21 protein-coding genes and 3 pseudogenes are annotated in these 23,428 nt (G+C 35.2%); 20 read left to right on the top strand and 4 right to left on the bottom strand.

What is annotated here, in order from left to right; all coding sequences use genetic code 11:
• The 4 genes from ABWU23_RS00005 to ABWU23_RS00020 form a co-directional block, all read right to left on the bottom strand.
• Nucleotides 1–852: hypothetical protein (locus ABWU23_RS00005; RefSeq protein ID WP_353270558.1), on the bottom strand; the 852-nt coding region annotated here is incomplete at its 3' end.
• A 98-nt stretch (nt 853–950) separates the two neighbouring features.
• Complete coding sequence (locus ABWU23_RS00010; protein WP_353270559.1) at nt 951–1,703, bottom strand: Tc toxin subunit A; 753 nt, start codon at nt 1,701–1,703, stop codon at nt 951–953.
• A 17-nt stretch (nt 1,704–1,720) separates the two neighbouring features.
• Nucleotides 1,721–2,017, bottom strand: coding sequence for a hypothetical protein (locus tag ABWU23_RS00015; protein ID WP_353270560.1), 297 nt, complete (start codon nt 2,015–2,017; stop codon nt 1,721–1,723).
• 25 nt (nt 2,018–2,042) lie between these two features.
• Nucleotides 2,043–2,726 carry a hypothetical protein gene (locus tag ABWU23_RS00020; protein ID WP_265027167.1) on the bottom strand — a complete coding sequence of 228 codons (684 nt, stop codon included), beginning with the start codon at nt 2,724–2,726 and terminating at the stop codon, nt 2,043–2,045.
• 251 nt (nt 2,727–2,977) lie between these two features.
• On the opposite strand from ABWU23_RS00020, the gene ABWU23_RS00025 reads away from it, so the two are divergent.
• The 20 genes and pseudogenes from ABWU23_RS00025 to ABWU23_RS00120 all read left to right on the top strand — a co-directional run bounded on the left by ABWU23_RS00025 (nt 2,978) and on the right by ABWU23_RS00120 (nt 23,398).
• On the top strand, nt 2,978–3,466 hold the full coding sequence (locus ABWU23_RS00025) for a sigma-70 family RNA polymerase sigma factor (protein ID WP_065095315.1): 489 nt from the start codon (nt 2,978–2,980) through the stop codon (nt 3,464–3,466).
• A gap of 52 nt (nt 3,467–3,518) precedes the next feature.
• A complete protein-coding gene (locus ABWU23_RS00030; RefSeq protein ID WP_353270561.1) occupies nt 3,519–4,331 on the top strand; it encodes an ATP-binding protein in 813 nt (270 codons plus the stop codon).
• 23 nt (nt 4,332–4,354) lie between these two features.
• Nucleotides 4,355–5,161 (top strand): AAA family ATPase, encoded by an 807-nt coding sequence (locus tag ABWU23_RS00035; RefSeq protein ID WP_353270562.1) that lies wholly within the window; start codon nt 4,355–4,357, stop codon nt 5,159–5,161.
• Nucleotides 5,162–5,192: 31 nt separating this feature from the next.
• The gene (locus ABWU23_RS00040) at nt 5,193–5,684 is read left to right on the top strand and encodes a hypothetical protein (RefSeq protein ID WP_264374871.1); all 492 of its coding nucleotides are present in this window, start codon (nt 5,193–5,195) and stop codon (nt 5,682–5,684) included.
• Entirely contained in the window at nt 5,681–6,865 is a 1,185-nt protein-coding gene (locus ABWU23_RS00045) for an AAA family ATPase (protein WP_353270563.1), read from the top strand. The genes ABWU23_RS00040 and ABWU23_RS00045 overlap by 4 nt, the downstream gene beginning before the upstream one ends.
• Before the next feature lie 35 nt (nt 6,866–6,900).
• Nucleotides 6,901–8,991, top strand: coding sequence for an AAA family ATPase (locus tag ABWU23_RS00050; protein WP_353270564.1), 2,091 nt, complete (start codon nt 6,901–6,903; stop codon nt 8,989–8,991).
• Between the two features lie 150 nt (nt 8,992–9,141).
• Complete coding sequence (locus tag ABWU23_RS00055; protein ID WP_262986568.1) at nt 9,142–10,665, top strand: hypothetical protein; 1,524 nt, start codon at nt 9,142–9,144, stop codon at nt 10,663–10,665.
• A 90-nt stretch (nt 10,666–10,755) separates the two neighbouring features.
• A pseudogene (locus tag ABWU23_RS00060) lies at nt 10,756–11,522 on the top strand (IS5 family transposase).
• Nucleotides 11,523–12,847: 1,325 nt separating this feature from the next.
• Complete coding sequence (ltrA, locus tag ABWU23_RS00065) at nt 12,848–14,137, top strand: group II intron reverse transcriptase/maturase (RefSeq protein WP_353270565.1); 1,290 nt, start codon at nt 12,848–12,850, stop codon at nt 14,135–14,137.
• Nucleotides 14,138–14,265: 128 nt separating this feature from the next.
• The gene (locus ABWU23_RS00070) at nt 14,266–15,258 is read left to right on the top strand and encodes a hypothetical protein (protein WP_353270566.1); all 993 of its coding nucleotides are present in this window, start codon (nt 14,266–14,268) and stop codon (nt 15,256–15,258) included.
• Nucleotides 15,258–15,452, top strand: coding sequence for a hypothetical protein (locus tag ABWU23_RS00075; protein WP_265022291.1), 195 nt, complete (start codon nt 15,258–15,260; stop codon nt 15,450–15,452). Before ABWU23_RS00070 ends, ABWU23_RS00075 begins: the two co-directional genes overlap by 1 nt.
• Nucleotides 15,449–16,904 (top strand): annotated as a pseudogene (locus tag ABWU23_RS00080) (hypothetical protein). Before ABWU23_RS00075 ends, ABWU23_RS00080 begins: the two are co-directional and overlap by 4 nt.
• 22 nt (nt 16,905–16,926) lie before the next feature.
• On the top strand, nt 16,927–17,484 hold the full coding sequence (locus ABWU23_RS00085) for a hypothetical protein (RefSeq protein ID WP_353271022.1): 558 nt from the start codon (nt 16,927–16,929) through the stop codon (nt 17,482–17,484).
• A 15-nt stretch (nt 17,485–17,499) separates the two neighbouring features.
• Entirely contained in the window at nt 17,500–18,657 is a 1,158-nt protein-coding gene (locus ABWU23_RS00090) for a phage tail sheath C-terminal domain-containing protein (RefSeq protein WP_353270567.1), read from the top strand.
• A gap of 14 nt (nt 18,658–18,671) precedes the next feature.
• Complete coding sequence (locus tag ABWU23_RS00095) at nt 18,672–19,178, top strand: phage major tail tube protein (protein WP_353270568.1); 507 nt, start codon at nt 18,672–18,674, stop codon at nt 19,176–19,178.
• 88 nt (nt 19,179–19,266) lie between these two features.
• Complete coding sequence (locus ABWU23_RS00100; RefSeq protein ID WP_353270569.1) at nt 19,267–19,521, top strand: phage tail assembly protein; 255 nt, start codon at nt 19,267–19,269, stop codon at nt 19,519–19,521.
• Nucleotides 19,522–19,636: 115 nt separating this feature from the next.
• Nucleotides 19,637–21,901, top strand: coding sequence for a phage tail tape measure protein (locus ABWU23_RS00105; RefSeq protein WP_353270570.1), 2,265 nt, complete (start codon nt 19,637–19,639; stop codon nt 21,899–21,901).
• Nucleotides 21,901–22,257, top strand: a complete 357-nt coding sequence (locus tag ABWU23_RS00110) for a phage tail protein (RefSeq protein WP_353270571.1) — start codon at nt 21,901–21,903, stop codon at nt 22,255–22,257. Before ABWU23_RS00105 ends, ABWU23_RS00110 begins: the two co-directional genes overlap by 1 nt.
• Nucleotides 22,254–22,462, top strand: a pseudogene (locus ABWU23_RS00115) (tail protein X). Before ABWU23_RS00110 ends, ABWU23_RS00115 begins: the two are co-directional and overlap by 4 nt.
• On the top strand, nt 22,463–23,398 hold the full coding sequence (locus tag ABWU23_RS00120) for a contractile injection system protein, VgrG/Pvc8 family (protein WP_213863737.1): 936 nt from the start codon (nt 22,463–22,465) through the stop codon (nt 23,396–23,398).
• Nucleotides 23,399–23,428: the final 30 nt, after the last annotated feature.

Here is a 23,428-nt window from a genome sequence, read left to right on the forward strand (position 1 = left end):
CCTAAATATTTTGACCTCTTTAATAGCTTCTAGCGTATCTTGATTCCAACCAGTTAGCTGAACCATTTTTTCTATTATTTTGTCACTTTTGTAGTCATTTCCATATAGCCAGCTTATGTATTCTGGCAACTTAGAATATAATCCCTTTAGTGTTCTATAGTTTGCTAAAGTCTTGATCTGCTCAATTGACCAGGTTTCTTGTCCTCCATATGCACTCTTGTAATTTGCAATACTCTCTACTTCAAATTTTAATGTTGTAAATACATCTATATTATGAAGAAACTTTTCTAAAAATCCTCTGTCTGAAAATGATTGCGGATTCTCTGGATCAGCAGTAAATGTATAAATAGCATCTAGTATTTCAGGTTGAATATTACCTACAAACTTATACACCTCGTTATAGAAACTTTGCTGATCTTTTACTCCTTGTACTGAATTGTGCAATTGTTCTGCAAGTTGCTTGCTTGAGGCAGGATCAATCAATCTGCGTATTTGCTCTGTCGTAATTGCATGTTTTGTTAGCCAATCATTAAACTCAACTACATTGTCTTGATTTACTCCTTCTATCTTTAATTGTGATAAGAGCTCTGCTATTGGTATGTTTACTAATCTTGCAAGCAGAACTTGTTTGTATACTTTTAAAATTTTTTCTCCGAATACCTCTTGATCATTGTGGTAGTTAATTAAAGAAGTTAATTCATTACTCTTTACTCCTAAAATATTTTGTAATGTACTATAGTTACTTGCTGTGGCAGCTAAATCTTTGAGGCTTTTTTGACTTAAAAGTGCTTTAAATTCTGGTAAACTGTCAATTTTATTTGATATACCCTCTGGTAGACTATCAGCATACAATGCAAATATTTTAGCTAAAGGTTGTTGAAATTTTTCATGTAGATTTTTAATCTTTGCTATTTTTTTCTGATCAATTTTACCCTCACTTAGTGCTTGAGTTAACTCATCAAATGACCAGTGAGTTTGTTTGCTAAACGAATAAAGCGATGTAGAAAGCTTAGTGCTTGGTTATCAAGGTTATCTATAATTTGTTTTTTGTGCTCATCTATAGTTTGTTCTGTAACGGCAAGTATTATTGAACCTTTAATTTTATTATAGCTATCAAGTAATGACTGAAGTTTATCGTGCTCCATACCTGTTTGTGCAATGAATTTATCAACATTTTTTAGTTGATCTATTTCCCCATCTTTTATTCCATATACTTCTTTTAAATAAGTTTCTGTTTTGTTATCAGACGTAATTACTTCATATTCTTCCGGAGAAAGACATAAAAACTCTGCATCAGTATCAGCATTTGCAATGAGTATTTTATATATCTCTGCTAAGCTTGTCTTATGCTTCTTAAGATAAGCACGTATACTCATTAGTGGAAAATTTGCTGGAAGGTTAAAAGGATATTTGGCAGTTGCAAGTTTACTTAGAACATCATCTCCAAGATCATGCTTTAGCTTTTCCTCCATTATCTCATTTACGATTTCAAGATATAACTTCTCTTTGTTGGTATTGTCGCAATCGAGTTTGATATCGTAGAGATCTGGACGACGTTCTTCGAGTGATTTAGTTGGTTGTGCTGTAATATATTTACCAACTATTTCCAATAACTTAACCAGATAAGCTGCAGGACTTAGTACTGATTGGCAACTTTCACACTGATTGTAATCATCAGTATTAAAGATTTTTGATATATGCATGTTTTCCCCTATAAATTTTAATGTATGTTGCAGCAGCGTTGAGCTCGATAATGAAGCTCAGAAATTTCCTTAGCATTTGCTACATAAACTGAAATAAACTTCTTTCTGGCTACAGCTTTTTGGTAGATATCCCGTGCCGTGCTTTCTAAAAATGTATCTTTTACTACTTCAACAAACCTATTCTCGGATAAGTCAGTAATTTTAAACACTGAGTCATATAAGAAGTTTTCATCGTCTTTAAAACTCAGTAGCTGCTCAGCAGTGGAATCATCAAGTCCCATCTTCTGTAAACGAATAAGCGCATCATTTGTCATTTCTTTTTTTCCTTTCATAAATTTTTTAAAATGTTACTACAAAGGCAAATGTTTCCCGGGTTGCTGCAGTTCTGATAAGTGGTACGGTGTGTTCTAAAACTAATAAGATTCCAGGATTTTCCACGTCTTTTGGTTCAAAATATCTTTGTCCTCTAGGTAACCCTTCTTTTACTTTAGTACCAACCATAACCCCTAATTCCCTTATCACTTGATTTGCTGCGTCCGTGAAATCGAAAGTAAATTTAAGATAGAGATTATTAGTTGGTACATTTGAGGGCCTAAACCTTCCAGAAGGGGTCAAAAGCTCTCCATTCTCATCACCTGTGCAGAAGAGCACTTCGTTCGCAGTACGTCTGCCAAGCTCATTGAGCAGTTTTTCAGAAGTTATCAGCTCTGGTGGTGTGCTTTCACTATATTCTACAGTAACTGCACTATTTGCCCTGATAGAGCTATTTCCCGTACGTTTAATTACACCAGTACTGCTATCAACTATATAATCTATACTTGGCTGATAAGTTGTTTGTCCTGTAAAAACCCTTACATCTTTAATAGTATGGTGATTTAGAGCTATTTCACCCTCAATAAAAACTTTTTCGACCTGATGGCTACTTTCCCAATTGGCATCACCACTACCCCAAGCAAGATGTATAACTTGCTCTTTTATGCTGGCTGCTATTGCTGCTCTTCCTGATTGTGTAAGAATTGACACCTGTGATGAGTTTGAAAGGCTTATATAATATATATTCAGGATTTGGAAAATTTTTGTCCAAAAAAAATGAATTTTTGCCTAATTTTTTGTTGCAGTATTATTTAAAAATCGAACTGTATTATTCTCGAAAAAAAACAATAGAATATCAATAGGTTAAAAATTGCATCTGTATTATTTATTTTTGCTCCTGTCCTACAAAGTGCACCTATAAGTTCTCATCCTTAAAGCATTAATTGTTTTAGGGAAAAGTTATGAAACTAAAAACTGCCATAGTTGTTCAAAATATACGGTATCAAGCTAAGAGATTAAAACTTTTTGAATGCTTTGCTCATGAAACTCATGAAGATCTTGAGCAAGAACTTTTCTGTGAAATTTGGACTTATCTTGATAGATATGATGAAAGTAAAGGTAGCTTTAACACTTTTGTAGCAAGATTAACTGAACGTCGTGCCAATAACTTATTGGAGAAACAACTATGTATTAAACGCAACATTAATAACTACGTCAATATTGAGAAAACAGAAGCTTTTGAAGATGAAGTAGCAAAACGTACTGATGTAGATTACATGATTTCAACGCTACCAAGAAAGATGCAAAAGATATGCGAACAACTCAAGTACTTTAACTTATATGAAGTTGCTAAGATGAACAACATATCAAGAACTACTTTAAATACTATGGTAAGAAAAATACGTATAAAACTCTCTTCCATCTACTACAAGAGCAAAAAGAAAAATTGAACATAAATTCTACCTTTCCTGAATATATAACATATACCATTGAGGTGAATAAATGACTTTTAAAATTTTAAACAATAATGAAAGATTGAAAACAACTACAGGCATAAAAGTAGTAATTTTTGGTCCTTACGGTATTGGTAAAACCAGCCTCTTAAAGACTATAAGTGAACCAACACTATGTCTTGACTTTGAAGCAGGTCTGCTTGCTGTTCAAGATTGGCAGGGAGATTCAATTAGTGTTCGTACTTGGAATCAAGCTCGGGATATTGCCTGCCTAATTGGTGGTCCAAACCCTGCGCTGAAATCTGACCAAGCATACAGTCAAAAACACCATGAACATGTATCTGGCAAGTATAAAGATCTTCTTTCTGAAGTTTCTAAATACCGATGCATCTTTGTGGATAGTATAACCGTTGCTTCACGTTTATGTCTTTTATGGGCAAGGATGCAACCTGAGTGTTTTTCTGATAGATCGGGAAAAGAAGATAAAAGAGCTGCTTATGGGTTACTTGCTCAAGAGATGATGGCATGGCTCAATCAGTTTCAACACATCAGAGATAAAGACATCATCATAGTTGGCACACTAGGTCAATATCTTGATGACTGTAATCGTTCAACATGGCTACCTCAATGTGAAGGGGCTAAAACTGCTAGTGAGATTCCAGGGATAGTTGATGAGGTAATCAGCATGGTTGGAATCAAGAAAGATGATGGAACAGAGAAACGTTCATTTGTCTGTCAGACTATTAATTCTTGGGGATATCCAGCTAAAGATCGCAGTGGCTGCTTGAATATGGTTGAAGAACCACATTTGGGTAAATTACTTGCAAAAATTAAAGCCAAAACTTTGGCACCTATTGCTTAATTAAAAATTGGAGAATAATTATTATGGGACAAAGCTTTTTCAATATCGGTCAAAAAATTCCCTTTTTCAGTGTGAAAGAATACTTGAATGATCAATCACCAATACCAGAAGATATAATCTCACCAAGAATTTTAACAAAAAGAGGCTTATTGGTACTGGGTGGCCCACCTAAAATCGGCAAAAGCGACTTTTTGATCTCTTGGCTTGTCTACATGGCTGCTGGTAGATCATTTCTTGGTATGATGCCAAATAGACCTTTGAAGATCTTCTACATGCAAACTGAAATTGAGTATGACTATATGAAGGAACGTTTGCAACAGCTTCAACTTGATAAGGAACTTTTGGATATAGCTGCCAATAACTTAATTATCACGCCAAAAGTGCAATTATCTTTCAGCAGTGAAGAAATAGATGAAATCAAAAATACTGTTAAAGAGCGTTTTAAACCTGATATTATTGCGATTGATCCTCTTCGTAATATCTTTAACTCAAGTGAATATGGCAACGAAAATGACAACAGCGCTATGCTATTCTTCTTGCAAAAAACACTTGAAAGACTGAGAAATGTTATCAATACAGATTCGGGCATAATACTCACTCACCACACAAAAAAACTGTCCAAAAAGATGCTGGAAGAAGATCCATTTCAAGGCCTAAGCGGTGCTGGATCTTTACGTGGATTTTATAGCACTGGCATGGTGATGTTTGCTCATGATGAGGAAAACACTGTCCGTCAAATAGTATTTGAGCTTCGTAATGGTGAGCGTGTAGCAAGCAAGCTTGTCAATAAGATAAATGGTCATTGGCAGCTTGTAGACCAATGGAGTTGATTCTTTTTTTACTTAATTTATAGGGAACAATATGCTAACAGATTTTTTAACTGATTTTAATACTGCAAAATTACAAAGTAATTTAATACCAAAAGGTACAATAGTCAAGGTAAAAATGGCAATTAAACCAGGAGGTTATGAAAATTGGTTCACTAAAAGCTATGCTACCGGCAGCATCTATTTAAACGCTGAATTTACTGTCACTGAAGGTCCATATGCAAAACGCAAGATTTTTCAAGTAATTGGTATTAAAAGTGGCAAAGCAAGAGTTGAAGGAGAAGATGTTTGGGCAGAAGCTGGACGTTCTATGCTTAGAAGTATTTTAGAGTCAGCACGGAACATTCATTCAAATGACACTTCAGAAAAAGCAGCTATTGCTAGAAAAGTCAACTCTATAGCTGACTTTAACGGGGTAGAGTTTACTGCAAAAGTTGGTATTGAAGCTGATCGGTATGGAGAAAAGAACAAGATTGCTACGGTTATTACTCCAGAACAATCTGAAGTTGATTGGTTGCCATTTTGAAGTACGACGAAGAGAAGCTCTGGATTGCTGTAATTGAGAGAGCTATCAAAGATGCAGCAGGAAAAAATCTAGAGCTAAAGAAAGAAGCAATTAAATGGTTTGATTCAGAGTCTTTTGAAACTGTTTGTGAGCTAGCTAATCTCAGCTCTAAACGTATGAAAAGTATGTATGGGGGTTTTATGCAGAGAAAGGAAATAAAAGGATTATTGATTGATAATATTAAGGAGTGTGTACCTTACCTAATTCCAAACGGTAATTTTTATCGAGAGAGGACTTATGTTGGCAACTGTGACGGGGATATGATTACAGTTAAAATAGTGGGTAAAGAAGCTGGAAATTGGCATAATTTTACTAAAGGAATTAGTGGTGATATCATTGATCTTTGGACTTTAGTGAAAGGTGATATAAATTCCGCTAAGAAGTGGTTAAATACTAAAGAAAACACAACAAAACATAAAATTACATCGTTTTCAGCAAGGCATTACTTGAATGATAAATCACCAATGCCAAAAGATATAATAGGCCCAAGAATTCTAGCTCCAAGTGGTCTTTTGGTCATAGGTGGAACTCCAAAAATAGGAAAAAGTAATTTTCTACTTTCCATGTTAGTACATTTAGCTGCTGGAGTATCATTTCTTGGTATGAAGCCTGCAAAGCCACTTAAGATATTCTATCTACAGAATGAAATGGAATATGATTACATAAGAGAGCGCTTACAGAAGCTAAGAATAAGCAAGAAAATCCTTGATGAAGGAACAGAAAACTTAGTTATTACTAAAAAAGTACAGTTAACTTTGAATGTGGAAAAAATAAAGGAAATTATGTCGGAAAATCTCGATGTAAAAACAGTTGATCTTATAGTAATAGACTCTGTTTTTGATTATAGGAGTATGATCTCTTTTCTGCAAAATAGTATTGATGAACTACGCTCTATAACTAATCCTACGGCTGGAGTAATAGTTACACATTACACAAAAAAAGTGTCAACAACCACGTTAAAAAAGAATCCATTTCAAGCATTGAGTGGTGCTAATGTTTTAAGAAGTTTATATACATCTGGAGTAATGATATTTAGGCCAGAAAGGAATACTCTGCAATTGATGTACGAACTTAAAAACGGCAAACCAATACCAACAAAATTCATAAACATGGTTAACGGACGCTGGATAGCCACAGCTTAACCAAATTTCTAAACTTTAAATATATTGGAGATTTTATGGGTATCTATTGTGATTTTAATACTGCAGCTCCACGAAAAAATGCACCGTTAGTAGAAAAAGAACAACTTAAAGCTCAGCTTCTGTTAAATATCAGATCATGCCTTTCATATCTATTACCAAGAGGAACTTTTCGTGGTGATAAGTTTTATGTAGGCAATGTACAAGGTGATAAAGGAAAGAGTCTAGTAGTAGAATTAAGTGGTAGTGAAGCTGGCCTATGGCATGATTTTGCAACAGGAGAAGGTGGTGACATTATCGACCTTTGGGCGGGAGTAAATAGAAAAAGTACAAGAATAGAGTTTCCTGAAGTAATGGCTTCTATAGCTGAATGGTTTGGAAAAAAACATACTAGGAAATATAAAAATCTAGAACAATTTTTAACATGCAGTTGGAACTACTACGATGAAAACAATCAAGTTATTGTCATAGTCAACCGTTATGATCTTCCCGGAGGAAAAGAATATCGTCCTTTTGATGTGAAAAAATCTATTTTTACTGCACCAGAAGTAAGGCCTCTATATAATATTCCAGAAATCTTAAAGTCTGATAAAGTTATTCTGGTTGAAGGAGAAAAATGTGCAGAAGCTCTGATAAAACAAGGTATTACAGCAACAACAGCAATGTCTGGAGCAAATGCACTTATTGAGAAAACAGATTGGACTCCACTTAAAGGTAAAAATATTATTATTTGGCCAGATAATGATGAACCAGGTAAAAAGTATGCTGAAAATGCTACTACAAAACTTATTAGTTTAGGTATTGCATCACTTTCTATGATTAAAATTCCAGAGAATAAACCGAAAGGCTGGGATGCTGCTGACTATTTACAAGAAAGCACAAACGTCTCTGATTTTATCAAGAACAACGCAAAAAAAGTAATGATTAAACCGCCACTAAAGATTTTAGACTGGAGTGCAGAACGCTTTGTAGGTCCGGTACCAGAGCAAAAGTTTCTTGTTGAGGGAGTATTTCCTTTAGGAGTTACTTCAATAGTGGCTGCTATGGGAGATACAGGTAAAGGCATGCTTCTTCTTGATCTAGCACTTAAAGTTATAAGTGATAAAGATCAGATATGTAGTTTTGGTTCATTTGTTACTGAGCATGGATCAGTGGTAATTTTTTCAGCAGAAGATGATGCAAGTGAGATACACCGCCGCTTAGAACGACTCGACCCTAAGTGCGAAAGGTTAAAACATAAAGATAAATTATTTATTGTACCACTGCCAAATGTCAGAGGATCACTTACAATACTCAGAAATGTTCGTGGTAAAATCGTTGAAATTTCTCCTGAATTTGAATCAATCATGAAGCAGCTCGAGGAAATAAAAGATCTAAAACTGATAGTATTTGATCCACTTGCTTCATTTATTCATGCAGATATAAATGCTGATCCTGCTGTAGGAGATTATCTGATGTGTTTGCTATCTGATCTAGCGTGTAGTACTGGAGCTGCAATTATTACTGCTCACCATATGAGAAAACCAAAAGGAGAAAAACCTATACTAACTGTTGAGCAAGCAAGAGATGCAATTAGAGGTACCTCTGCCCTTGTTAATGGTGTTAGATGTTCATATGCTTTTTGGCCAATAGAAGATACAGCTAAGCTAGAAATCTTTAGGTCAATGGGTGAGACTCCAAGACAAAATGCTTTATTTTCCGGGGCAGTTGTTAAAGCAAATGGGTTAGCTGATCGCACTGTACGTACTTACCTAAGAAATCAAGAAACAGGACTACTAGAAGATATAACGGCACAATTAAAAGTTAAAGACATTAGTGATAAAAGTCTTAAGATATACCTTATCAATGCAATTAAACGATCTGCTATTGCAGGACATCCATTTACTCATACAGGAAGCACAGGAGTATATAAACAACGGCATAGGCTACCTGAAATCTTTCACAGTATGGGAAGAGATAGATTAGAACGTGTGGTGCAGGAGCTTTTGCAGGCAAAACAATTAGTAAAAGGAATGTCTAAAGGTTCAAGAGAAGATAAGTGGCTTGACGTTATAACAGGACCATTTGCTTGTGGTATAGGAAAATTCACTCCTGGAGCTGAAGATTTTAGCTGTAGACAAAGCTTATAAGTCTCTATCTTTATTTACAAATCCCTCATACAGGTTTAAAATACTATAAATAGGGATTCTAAAATATACTATCAGTTTTCTTAATATATTATCAAATTATTTATCATTATATGATACAACTTACAGCATATTTATAGTAAGGTGTTAATCATGAAAGAGGCAAAGAAGAATCCAGTAGTTAGATTAAAGGCTACAGCTAAAGAATTTAATTTTCTTAAATTAAGAACAGATCAAGCTAATAAATTAGCGAATTCCGGTGAAACAATGTTCTTAGATTTTCAAAGGATGAATTTTATTATTAACGGAAAAGAGATAGATAAAAATCTTATTATTGCATTTAAGGAAGGAGCTAAAGATTATAAAAATGAGATTTTTAACCGTGATAATTTTGATAACCTCTCTGAAGAAGGTAAAGCTTTTATGGAACCAGTACTTAAGGAGCTTGATCAAGATAGACTATCTGAAGTTTGGGAAAATCATTGTAATAGCCCTACAGTTGCTGATGAAAAAAAAATTGATGAATATAGAAAGGAATTTGAGAGATTTTATAACACAGGGAGAAGCTCTTATCATCTATTCTCCAAAAAAGATTACCGTGCATTAGCAAAGGAAACTTTCAAGGAAATGTTTAGATACGCTGAAGCAGAAATACCAAGTGATGCTATTTTAGAAGAGTTAGTCACCAATTGTAATCAAGCAGGGTATGGGGCTGGTATATTTAATGAATCTCATGCAGCACTCAGTAGTTGTAGCTTAATTCCACACAGTCCTAAAAAAGCGCTAAACATTTACTGCACTGATCACAACTGCATAAAAGTGACGTCTGATATGGCAATGCCTATAACCACGGTTGACAATCCGGAAGAGAAAATATGCGACCTATCCAGCTCATTAGAATTCACACTCGAATCTCAAAATGACAAAGATGATATAATATATAAAGAAGGTAAATTATCACTCACTATTCCTGAAGAGTTAAAAAATTATAAAGATAATGGCAAGAGCTTGTTTGACATTATTAAAGAATATTTTCAGAAATTTTGTGCAGAATTAGGATTTAAACATAAGACAAAAATACAAATAGAGCATGACTTAGGTACTCAAATCAAAGTAAGTAACTACTTAGGTGACACAATATCAATCACAGGATCAGATGCAAATAAAGAGTTTATCCATCTTTTAAGCAAAAATCTCAGAGGGAGGTTATTGGAATCAGGAGTTGCTCTAGGAGATGAAGATGTTGATGGTATTATTGAAGTTAGAGTATCTGCAGTTATGGATCTACTTAGTGATTATGCCAAATTGGAAGATAATAAAGAAAACAGGGAGTTATTAATAAGTGAAGTAGCAGATAATTTAGGGCTTTCCTTTCAAGGTAAAATATCATCAGAAGTATTAGGATCTTTACCTTTTTTGATAAAAGATAAGGTTAATCATAACCAAGTTCAGTTTGTTGTAAATATTTTTACCAATTTAATTATTGAAGGGAAAAGCGAGATGTATGAAAAAAAGGGTGCGATTAATGCAATTGATGCAATTCATCAGAAGGTAGATAAGGCAATTGTTGAACAAGAAAAAAAAGCAACCAACAAACAAGATATAGAAAATGATAAATGGACAGATAGAATCAAAAAACAGAGATTATCTATGGAACCACATGAACATTTACATTAAAAACACTGGTATGCTCTTTAAATATCTTAGAACCTGTCTTGAAAAGAAAAAAAGGGAATGATGAGGTAAGTTAAAAATAGGAGGTAAGAATTGTATCCAAGCGATATAAGTGACAAGGAATGGGAAATTTTGGAGCCACATGTTGCACAAGGAGCAATAGGGAGGCCAAGGAAGCACAACATCAGAGCAATTATTAATGCAATAAGGTATATAATGAGAGGTGGCTGCCAATGGCGAATGCTGCCAAAAGACTTTCCGCCGTGGAAGACTGTGTATGATCATTATTTTAGATGGCGTAATAACGGAAAATTGCAGGAAATACATGACACTTTGGTGAAAAAGGTAAGAGAAATGGTTGGTAAAAATGATACACCATCAGTTGGGATAATAGACAGCCAGTTAGTAAAAACAACTCAAAAAGGGGATCCAGAGGTTACGATGCTGGCAAGACAATAAAAGGCCGTAAACGCCATATTATTGTAGATACATTAGGCCTAATCAATGTAGCTGACGTTCATAGTGCAAGTGTTCAAGATCGTGACGGCGCTCTGAATCTTTTTTCTCAAGCTAAACAGAAAACTCCAACATTACAGAAGTTTTTTGCTGATCAAGGATATACAGGTGAGCTTCAAAATCGCTGTTTTCTGAAGACAGGATGTCTACTCACAATTGCCAAAAAAGCTAGTGATTCTGTAGGGTTTTAGGTCATTCCTAAGCGATGGATTGTTGAAAGAACTTTCGCTTGGCTTTCGAATTTTAGGCGCATGAGTAAGGACTATGAACACTCGCCACTTACTTCAAAAACTAATATCTTCTTTGATATGATTACTATTATGCTTGCTAAATTAACCGTTTAAATCTTTTCAAGACATGCTCTTAGAGTTTAATCTATTTTTTTATTCAATCTACTTAATCAAAAATATTAACTTTGGAGCCAGAAACTACAACCTATTATAAGCTATGATTTCAATTAAAAAGGGATAAGACATCAAATGGTTGAATTACATTCCTGATTCCTGGGTTATTCACTAAACAGTTAGAAATCAAGGAAGCTAAAACCTGCATAAAACCTAGACTTTTTGACCTACATTCCTAAAAGCATTCCTAGTAACTACATACTTAAAGTTAGCTAATATGGCTGATTTTACCATTCCTAAAACTCTTATATATTATATATATATAATAACAATAGTAATAAATAAAATAAATATATAAACTACAAATAAATAAAACTTATCAAAAAGAAGGAAGATCAAAAAGACCACCGAAAAACATTATTTAGATTTAATGAAAAAAATACAATTTAGAGACAATTGCGGTTAGTACGATTTTAAAGGGATTTTACGACTTCATGGTACAATTGATCACTGAGACCTAAGTTGCTCGTGTAGGATAGCTTAAAACTCAATTACGAGGCATTTCTTTTGCTTTAAACTTTTATCTTTGTAAAAGAAACCCTTGCCTAGCTTATCACGTTTTTTATTCGTTGTAAAATATTTTTTCAAAATAATAAACCAGATGAACGGCAAAGAACAGAAGCGACTGCGAGACGGAATGCTTTGTGTTGAAGGCCTTGTTTTCCTTTTCTACCTTACTATAAACTACTGATTAAAGATACAAAAATAAAAAGAAGCAAATACAGTATTTTAAAGCATTTTATGAGTTATGGTTTGGTGTGTCCAGAGAAGGTGAAGATGTTCAGTGGGAGTCAGACCCACCAGGATAAAAGTCGGAGTCCTGTAGCTAGGGTAGCAATGTGGAGGGAAACCAAAATGTTGAAGCCTACCGACAACGTTATCGTAGGATAATGGCGAATTACCAGGCCGCAGTGAAAACGAACACATGGGTGGCCCCGAAAAACTCTAAGTACTAAAGGCCGAGCCCACCAAACCAGGGCGAAAGCAATATAGGAGGCTGAAACACGAATGATACAGCATACCTACTTTAGCGGGGTGATAGTGGCAGCATGGTAATAAGGACATATAAAGCAACTGGAGAAACCCTCCTCATCCCAAGGAGAAAAACCTTGGAGTGGTAGGTTCTATAACTGGAAAACAGGAAATGAACCGAAGATGAAAGGGTGGCGGATGGGTGTGTAGTAGCGAAGAAATGGGGTAACGCCCATGGAGCAAAGGCACCCTACTAGTAGAGATCTTTTAACAAAAGGAAGGTAAAGGTAAAAATGACAAAAATGCCAATAAAATTACAAGACCTGAGAAGAAAGATATATATCAAAGCGAAAGCAGAACCGGAATGGCGATTCTGGGGAATATATGTACACGTCTGCAAGATGGAGACACTAGAAGAAGCATATAAGCTAACAAAGAAAAGCAATGGGGCACCAGGAATTGATGGGGTAACATTCAAATCGATAGAGGCAGAAGGCTTAGAAAAGTATCTTCAGCAAATAAGACATGAACTAATAACCAAAACCTATAGCCCAAATAGGAACCGGAGAAAGGAAATACCAAAAGTTGGGGGAAAACTCAGAACGTTGAACATACCCTGCATCCGGGATAGAATAGTGCAAAGTGCACTAAAGCTAATAATTGAACCGATATATGAATCTGACTTTCAGGACGGATCATATGGATATAGACCCAAGAGAAAAGCGCATGAAGCAGTAAGCAGAGTAGCGAAAGCAGCAATCAAAGGCAATACAAAATGTATTGATGTAGACCTGAAATCCTATTTTGATAACGTACGACATCATATTCTCATGGAGAAAATTGCCAAGAGAATAAATGATAAAGAAATCATGCACTTGATCAAGCTAATCCTTAAGGTAGGAGGAAAACGAGGAATAGCGCAAGGGTCGCCGATCTCACCGTTGTTGAGCAATATATACCTCAATGAGGTAGACAAAATGCTAGAGAGAGCAAAAGAGGTGACCAGGGAAGAAAAATATCAACGTATAGAATACGCCAGATGGGCAGACGATTTAGTGATACTGATAGATGGGTACCAGAGATGGGAATGGCTCGAGAAATTAGTGTACAAAAGGTTACAAGAAGAATTAGCAAAACTAGAAGTAAGTGTAAATGAAGAAAAGACAAAAATTGCCAATCTAAAGAGAGGAGAAACATTCAGCTTTCTAGGATTTGACTTTCGAAAGAAAATTACAAAACAAGGAAAGTGGAGAGTACAGATAACACCACAGATGAAAACACGAACAAGCCTACTTCAAAAGTTGAAGAAGGTATTCAGTAACTATAAATCGCAACCAATACGGAGAGTGATTCAGATCATCAATCCGATATTGAGAGGGTGGGTAAACTACTTTAGAATAGGAAACTCAAGTCGAAGCTTCAGCTACGTTAAACAGTGGGTAGAGAAGAAAACAAGACGCAATATGATGCAAGCCAGAAAAGCAAAAGGATTTGGTTGGAAAAGGTGGAGTAGCGAATGTATATATGAGACCCTTGGTCTATATTCGGACTATAGAATAAGATATTACGTTCCGAAAGCCTAACCAGCACAATATGTTATAAACTTTGGTAAGAATCTACTAGGAAAGCGTAGTGCGGGAAATCCGCATGCTGCGTTTGATGAGGCGGGAATTGGAAACGTAAACATGGGAATTTTGGATTGAGGCCCAACATGAAAATAATGGATCAGCCACCAAACCCTAAAGAGGCGCGCCAGTTCTCGACCCTACTAAATAACGGCAAAAAACGTGTTGTTGTGCAGATTAGAGAAACAGCAGTGGGAATGCCCTCGCAGACTGTCATTGCTGAAAGTTATATTGAGCCAAAAGATATAAAGATAGATGGAACAGCAACACGTATAGAATGGCCACCAGTGTTTTGCCATGCAGAACAAGAGTATGCAATAGTGCTACTTACTGATGATCCTGGTACTGCAGTAAAAATAGCAGAGCTTGGCAAATATGATGCAGTAAATAGCCGTTGGGTAACGAGTCAGCCTTATCAAGTAGGAGTATTACTTTCATCAAGCAATGCAAGTACCTGGACACCACATCAGAATTTAGACCTTACCTTTCGATTACTAGCTGCAAAATTTAGCGAACTTTTTCACCTTTTTAATCTTGGCAAAGTCAATGCGAATAATGTATCGGATTTGATAGTTTTGACGAACGTTGAAAAAGTAGCATTTGATACCAATGTAGAATTTATCTTAACAGATGAAGAGGGAAGAGAAAACTTTTTGTCTGATAATTTGCCGCTTGCACTGCGCGAAAGAATAAATGGAGAATTAACGGTAAAAGCAAGCCTAAAAGGAGGGCGAGAAAAAAGTCCAGTGCTATATCCTGGGTTACAGCTAGTTATGGGTAATATAGGGGAAAAAGGAGATTATGTAACTAGGAGCATTACAGCAGGAGCTAACACTAAGATAACAATTACCTATGATGCGCTAATACCTGGCACTGCAGATGTTAAAGCATATGTACAAAAAAACGTGGATTGGCAATTAGTAAATTTAACATCAGGAAAACCAATTGGAGAAAATTGGGTAGAGAGAACTCATGTGCTGACAAACTTTAATGGCAATGAGACTAGGGTAAAATTAGTTTTAAGTGGAACAGTTGTTTATCGCCCTAAGGTAAAAAATCTCAGAGTGATTGTCACATAATGACTGTTGACCAAACCAAACGAGAATATCCACTGCCTCATCCAGAAAATATTGCAGTTCAAGATGTGGTACGTATTCGAAGAGCTATAGAAAAAATAGATGAAGATATTACCGAAAGAGAAGATGAGCATAATCAACTAAAAAATAATTTTAAACGATTTAGATTTGAAACTTTTTTGAATTTTTGGGAATGAAAGAAGCAATATACCAAAGAATAAAGGATTTAGCAGCAAATAGCACACCTGATCAACTGGCATATCTTGCAAAATCGCTGGAATTGATAGCAGATAAAAAAGCTATTGCTGACATTGTGCAGATGACTGAGGTAAAAGGAATAATTGATGCACTACAAAAGAGGCTTAAGGATTTAGTAGAAAACAGTACACCAGATCAATTAGCATATCTTGCTAAAGCATTGGAATCAATAGTCGACAAAAGTGCGGTTTCTGAAATTGTGCAAATGACTGATGGTAAGCTAAAAGAACTTCTTGATAGTGCAAAAAAACACCTAAATGATATAAACAGCAATAAAACAAACTCAATATCAGCAATAACTGCAGTAAAAACAGAGTCTGTTAATGAAATCAACAAGCTTAGGGATAATTCCTTAAATACTTTAAAAGCATAATCAGATTCGCACATATCGCTACTTGATACGAGAAAGAATGCCAATATTGCAGCAATAAATAGCATTAGTAACAGTCATAAAGATGGTCTTAAAGGTTTAGTAGAAGATTTTCGTGCTGTTAATAATGTACCACCTGGCTCATCAATTATAGGAGAAATAGAAACTCGAATTGAAAACATCTCTAATGAGGTAAAAACTCGGGATGAACAGTTAAAAGCGTCTCTTATAAATGAAATAAGAAAGCGCAACATGGTTGAATCAGGGTCATTACCTTTCTTATTTGGTGTACTTGGAAGAAAAAATAATTACTTTGGCCACGGAACTTTTATGACAGAGCTTGGAAAGTGGAGTAGTGATATAACAAAAACTGACTATATGTTACAACTACTAGCAGGTAGCCATACATACGATACAGATTACGTTAGTTTTTATCGGCCAAGACAACTAAGTTTTATAGAGGGAAGTAAAGGAACATTTATTTACGGAGAGTTATGCACAAAAAGTTTTTCTGGTAGTTATGATGAGATATACTATTACCCATATGCTGCACTTGGAGTAGTATTTGTAAAAAATACAACCAATGTGAACATAAATAAAGCAATAGAATTTGTTGGATCATCATATTCGAGTACGGAGTATGGAGGTGCAGGATTATTTGTGGGAACGCCAGATAATACTAATTCCAGTAAGTCAAGAATCTCTAAAATAATGTGGAAAAATGTTTACCAATACACGAGTTCTGATAGCAAATTAGCTGGATCTGGTAATGTGGAGATTCCAGCAGGAAAAACAGTTGCAATATTACTTTACACATCATCTTACCTGTATTCCAGAACACAAGTTAGTCAAGGTATGCTTGCATCAAATTATGTACACAACTATGGTCAATTTATCCAGTGGGGGAATTTATAACATACGTAGCAATTTTCTCACCACAGGACTTGAGGTGGACGTAGAGAGAACGCTAAGAGCTTGGCAATGTCCAGGATTAGATGCCACCCACAAAATTTGGAATTGATACTAGAAAACGGAGAAAACCAATGCCAATTTATATTAGATTTGAAAATAACAAACAAGTAGAGACAACAACACTTGAAAGCAAGCCAACTGAAAATGATTGGTATGAAGCACCAGAAGATTTTGATTGGCAAAAAAGCTATTGTTTAACAGAAGGAGGCAAAATTGCTCAGCGGAATCAAGAAGATATTGAATTGGAGTTACTACAAAATGCGAAGTTTTCTGCACTTTCTAATCTTCATGCTTATTATGATAACTATACTCACCAATACGCAGGATATTCTCATCAGAAGTCTAAGTCGTACGAAATACAAGCAAAAGCCGCAGAGAACATTTTAGCAGCACCAGAATCTATAGACAAAAAAGATGCAGAAATTATAGAGCCATTAGCAAAAGTCCGAGGAATTTCAGTAGTAGAAATGGCAAGAATAATTCAGGAAAAAGCAAAAAGAGCGAAAAAAGCAATAATCAAGTGCGAAGAATTGGTGGATATAGCTGAAAGGGAAATCGGTGAAGCTAAAAGTAAGGAAGAGCTGCAAACTTTGCTAGATAATTGTAAACAAAAAATGCAAGAAAGTTGAAAAGGGGAAAAAGAAATGACAGAACAGTTTCTACATGGAGTAAATGTTATCGAGGTTACCTCAGGAGCGAGGACAGTACGAACAGCTAAATCATCGGTAATTGGAGTAATTGGTACTGCACCTGATGCTGACGGGCAAAAGTTTCCACTAAATAAACCAATATTAATAGCAGGAAGCTTAAAAGAAGCAGCAAAACTTGGTCAATCTGGGACTTTGCCTTCAGCTATTAATGCAATTTTTTCCCAAATTGGTGCAACAGTAGTAGTTATTCGAGTTGAGGAGAAAGTAGAAGAGACGCTCAGCAATGTCATTGGTGGAGTTAACGAAGAAACTGGAGAATATCAGGGAATTCAAGCGTTCTTAAGCAGTGAAAGCATAGTTCATATTGCTCCAAGAATATTAATTGCACCTCAATTTACTCACCAACTACCAGAAGATGGCAAAAATCCAGTAGTTGCAGCATTAATTCCTATAGCAGAAAAGCTGAGAAGCATAATAGTAGCAGATGGACCAAATACTAATGATGAAGAATCAATAAAATGGAGAAAAAGTGTAGGCAGCTCAAGAGTTTACGTAGTTGATCCATGGGTTAAGGTACTTATTGAAGGAAAAGAAGAAATTCTCCCTCCAAGTTCATTTGTAGCTGGTTTAATAGCAAAAGTAGATAGCGAACAAGGATTTTGGCATTCACCTTCAAATAAAAAGATAAACGGTATTGTTGGAACAAGCAGGCCTATTGATTTTACGCTCGGTAATACAAATTGTAGAGCAAACCACTTGAATGAAAATGAAGTAACAACGATAATTCATCAAAATGGCTATAGGCTTTGGGGAAATAGAACATGTTCAAATGACTCAAAATGGGCTTTTTTGTCAGTGAGAAGGACTGCAGATTTAATTAACGATAGTTTACTTAGGGCTCATTTATGGGCAGTTGATCGCAATATCACTAAAACTTATATAGATGATGTGATTGAGGGGGTGAATTCTTATTTGGCCAATTTAAAAGCACAAGGAGCAATTATCAGCGGAAAATGTTATGCAACTCCCGAACTCAATACACCGGCAAATATTGCAAGCGGAAAAGTGTATTTTGATTTTGAGTTTACACCGCCATATCCAGCTGAACAGATTACTTTCAGGTCACACCTTGTGAGTGGCGCAATATTGTAAAAGGAGAAAGAGAGATGTTACCAAAGATCCTAAAGAATTTTAACGTATTTGTTGATGGTCGTGGCTATGCAGGAAAAATAGATGAAGTAACCTTGCCAAAACTTACCATAAAAACAGAAGAATACAGAGCTGGTGGTATGGATATTCCAATAAATATTGATATGGGCATGGAGAAGCTTGAAGCAGATTTCACTTTTTCTGAATACGATACAGAGCTGTTTAGGCTATTTGGTCTAATAAATGGGAATTCAGTTTCTTTGACGCTCCGTGGTGGAATGCAAGGGAGTGGTAGTAACGATATTGAAGCTGTAGTAATCAATCTCAGAGGCATATTCAAAGAATTTGATTTTGGTAGCTGGAAACCTGCTGAAAAAGCCACTCTCAAATGCACTGTAGCTGCCCATTATTATAAACTTACGATAGGTGGTAATGAACTGATAGAGATCGACGCTGAAAATATGATTAGAAAGATAAATGGTGTTGATCAAATGGCCTTGCTGCAAACGATTCTAGGAATATGAAAACTTATTTGAAATTTTATTTTTTAAGGAGAAGTATATTAAAATAACTTTAAAAGTGTAAAAATATTTTATTTTTTAGGAGAATTTTATGGAAACTATAACACTTAATAACCCAATAACAGTTGATGGAATTTCTGTCTCAGAATTATCGATGCGTGAACCTAAAGTAAGAGATTTACTGGCTATAGAACGCATAGAAGGAGAAGCTTTGAAAGAAGTAGCTTTAATTGCTAATCTAGCATCCGTACCAAAAGAAGTAGTTGAAGATTTATGTATTAAAGATTATGTAGAAATACAGAAGGTGCTAAAAGGTTTTTTGTCGCCGCTGGAACAGAGGAGTTAAGATTCAATATTTTAAAACTTAGCTCAACAACAGGAAGTGGAATTGAGCAAATTATTAATATGAGTACAAAAGAGTTTCTAAAGTGGTTAGAAGTAAGTGAAGGAGTAACAAAAAAATGTCAATGCTTTCAATAAAAATAGGTGCAACGTTAGATGGCAGTTTTAATAGTGCAATGACAGGTAGTGCAGCAAAGCTTTCTAAGTTGGGTGATAGTATAAGGCAACTTGATTCGTCAATGAAATCTGTTTCCAAATTTAAGCAACTAAATCATGATGCCCTTGAAGCCATGAAGAATTGGAAGGAAGCGGAGAAGAAAGCAAAAGAATCAGCTGCAGCAATTGCTAAAGAAAAAAAGGAAAAAAAAGAACCAAGCAAAGCACTGAGAAATGAATTCGAAAAATTGAAAGCATCGGCATCAAAGGCAAAAGAGGCTTATATCAAAAAGAGAGATATACTTCATACATTAAATGAAGAAATAAGAAAAAGTGGAAAGGATATTAAATCTTTAGTGAGGGATCAAACTAAACTTGGTTCATCTATTGAAGTACTCAAAGGGAAATACAATAAATTAGGATCTGTAATACAAAAACAGCAAAATGCTTTGGCAAAAAAAGCGCATTATAGATCACAAGTAATGGAGACTATAGGACTAGGGCTTTCACTTGCAGCGCCAATTAAAGTTGCGATTGACTTTGAGAGTGCCATGGCTGACGTTAGGAAAGTAGTAGAATTTAATGGTGATAATGAAGCTAATATATTTACTCGAAAATTGAAGAAATTATCCCGTGAAATACCATTATCGGCTGCAGAGTTAGCAAAAATAGCTGCAAGTGGTGGTCAGCTTGGTATCGACAAAGATAAGCTACTTGAATTTACCACAACAGTAGCTAAAATGGCCACAGCATTTGACATGTCTGCCGAACAAGCTGGTGATTCCATAGCTAAACTCGCTAACATTTATGGAATTGCAGTAGAGAAGATGGAAGGAGTTGGTGATGTTATAAATTACCTATCAGATAACACTGCTGCCAAAGCAAAAGATATGGTTGAAGCTCTAGCAATAGTTGGTGGTACTGCAAAACAGTTTGGTCTTGATATTAAGGAAACAAGTAGTTTAGTAAATGCCTTCATTAGTTTAGGTAAACAACCAGCAAAAGCAGCAACTGCAATAAACGCTCTACTTAGTAAACTTCAGACTGCTGAAGGACAGGGAAAAGAGTTCAGAGCAGCATTGGAATCCATAGGAATAACTGCAGAAGAGATGTCACAAAAAGTTGCTCAAAACGGTCAAGAAGCATTACTCTACTTTTTTAAAACTTTAGAGAAAATAGATAAACAGGAACGTTCGCAAATTCTTCTCAACCTCTTCGGTCAAGAATATCAAGATGATATTGCATTGATAGTTGGGAGTTTGGAAGAATATAAAAAAGCAATAGGTTTTGTGACTGATAAAGAAAAGTATAATAAATCTATGCAAAAGGAATTTAATAACCGTGCAAGTACTACAGCAAATAATTTGCAGCTACTTAAAAATACAATAGCAGAGCTAGGAATGAACTTAGGGTCAGTTATGCTACCTCCTTTAAATTGGATAAGTAAGATTTTGAGGTCTATATCTACAGGTATAGCTTGGTTTGCAGAGAAGTGTCCAATTTTGACTACAGGAGTTATGAGCATAATTTCAGCTCTTATTATTGGCAAGATTGCAGTGGTAGGTTTTGGTTATGCATTTGCATTGGCTGGAGGTGGACTATTAACTTTTAATGCTATTTTGCATGGAACACTTTTGCCAGTATTAACTTCGTTATCAGCACGAGTAATTCCAGCAGTAATCATGGGACTGAAAGCTTTAACGCTAACCAATCCTATAGGAGCTGCTATTGCTGGACTATCAGTTGGTGCAGCACTTGTAATCGCTAATTGGCAAAAGGTAAAGGACTTTTTCTCAAGTATCTGGAAATCAATTACAAAACCTATAGAAAATTGGATTGGTATAGGAAAATTGTTTAATGATAATCCAATAAAAGCATTAGAGAAACCAGTAGAAGCAAAAATAGGCAGTGCAACTAGTGAAAATAGAAATGTTTTTAGTAAAGGAAATCCTTTATTAAATAATAATGCTTTTAGTGGAATTTCGAATAGTAGAACGAATATTGAAAGTGTGATTACAGAAAAAGGTTCTGTAGCAGATAATTCAGAGAAAGTTTTAAAAGACTGTGAAAAGTGTGAACAAAAAATTTTCAATCAAACTTTTACATTTAATATAAGTATTAAAGCAGAACCTAACCAAGATGTACGTAGTCTTGCCGATGCAGTGATAAAAAGAATAAGAGAAAAATCGCGAGACGTTCTATTTGATTCAATAGAACCAATTTACTAATGCTATCACTTGGTCAACATAAGCTTTCTCCAACAAGTGTAAGGTATAGTAAAGAAAATCGTTGGAGTACAATTGAGTGTATTGGTAAAATACCTTCATTACAAAATATTGGCCAAGGTACAGAAAATATAGACTTAGAAGGAATAGTTTATTTCCATAATCTGAATGATTTAAATCAATTAAAAAGTATGAAAGAAACTGAGAAAAATCATGAACCAAGTATCTTAGTAGACAATTTAGGGAATGTTTTGGGAAGATTTGTTATTGTGCGGTTGGAAGAAAAGCAAACGTCGTATTTTCCCTGTGGATTACCAAAAAAGGTTGAATTTAGCTTAAGTTTAAGGAGTTATGTATGACAGTACATTATATAACCCGAGAAAATGAAATGTTAGATTACATATGTTTTAAGCACTATGGATATAGCTCTGGAGCAGTAGAAATAGTATTGAGGCTAATCCTGGTCTTGCAGAGTATGGAAGTTTTTTGCCTGCAGGATTAAAGATCAGGTTACCTAGAATACAAGAGCAATTAAAAAAATCGAAGTTAAAAGTGTGGGAATAAATGAAACCTGAATTTAGCATTGAAGGAATAAAAGATCATGTAATATCGGTGCATCTTACTGATGAATCTGGTACTATAGATGATATCGCAGAGGTATGTGTTGATTATGGCAATGAAAATGTAGAAGTTCCAAATGAATTGAACATAGCACTAGGTTATAAGGAAACGGGAATCTTTCCAATGGGTGTATATACAGTCAATGAAGTTACGATACAAGGCCCACCTAAGACCCTACTAATAAAAGCTCATGCAACAAATTTAAGAATATCTTTGAAGGCAAAAGTATCAAAAGAATGGCGCCAAATTACCATAGAAAACTTAGTAAAAGAAATAGCTCAAAAACATGGATATGGATACAAAGTCGCTGAGGAATTTAAGAATGTATTGATACCCCATATTAATCAGGCAGATGAAAGTGATATAAGTCTGTTAACAAAGATCGCAACAGAGCGTGAAGCAATGGCAAAATTAGCTGGTGGGTATATATTGTTTATTTCAAAAAATATGGCAAAATCAGCCACAGGAAAAGCTTTAGGAACAACGACTATTAGAACTCAAGACACAATTAATTGGAAAGTGCATTTTACCGTACGTGATAAGTATAATTCAGTAGTAGCAAAATGGCACAGCTATGAAAAGGGCGAAACTATTAAAGAAACAGTTGGTAGTAGCGAGCCAAGTTATATTATGCTGGAACTTTACTCTAATGCAGAGTCAGCGCTGAGTGCAGCAAATGCCAAGTTGAAACAATTGAAGCGTAACAATGAAACTTTAGATATAACTATGCCTGGTAATCCTCAAATTTTTGCAGAAGCTAAACTTAATCTTATAGACTTTAACCAAGCGGTAGATGGTGAATGGATAGTTAATAGAGCGGAGCATACTCTAAATAGCTCAGGCTACCTTACTATGTTATCAGCATCTTTGAGTAAGTAACGTTAAGGAAAAATAAGTATATAGTCTATT

The organism is Wolbachia endosymbiont (group A) of Hedychridium roseum (assembly GCF_964028325.1).
In the GTDB taxonomy this organism is placed as follows: domain Bacteria; phylum Pseudomonadota; class Alphaproteobacteria; order Rickettsiales; family Anaplasmataceae; genus Wolbachia.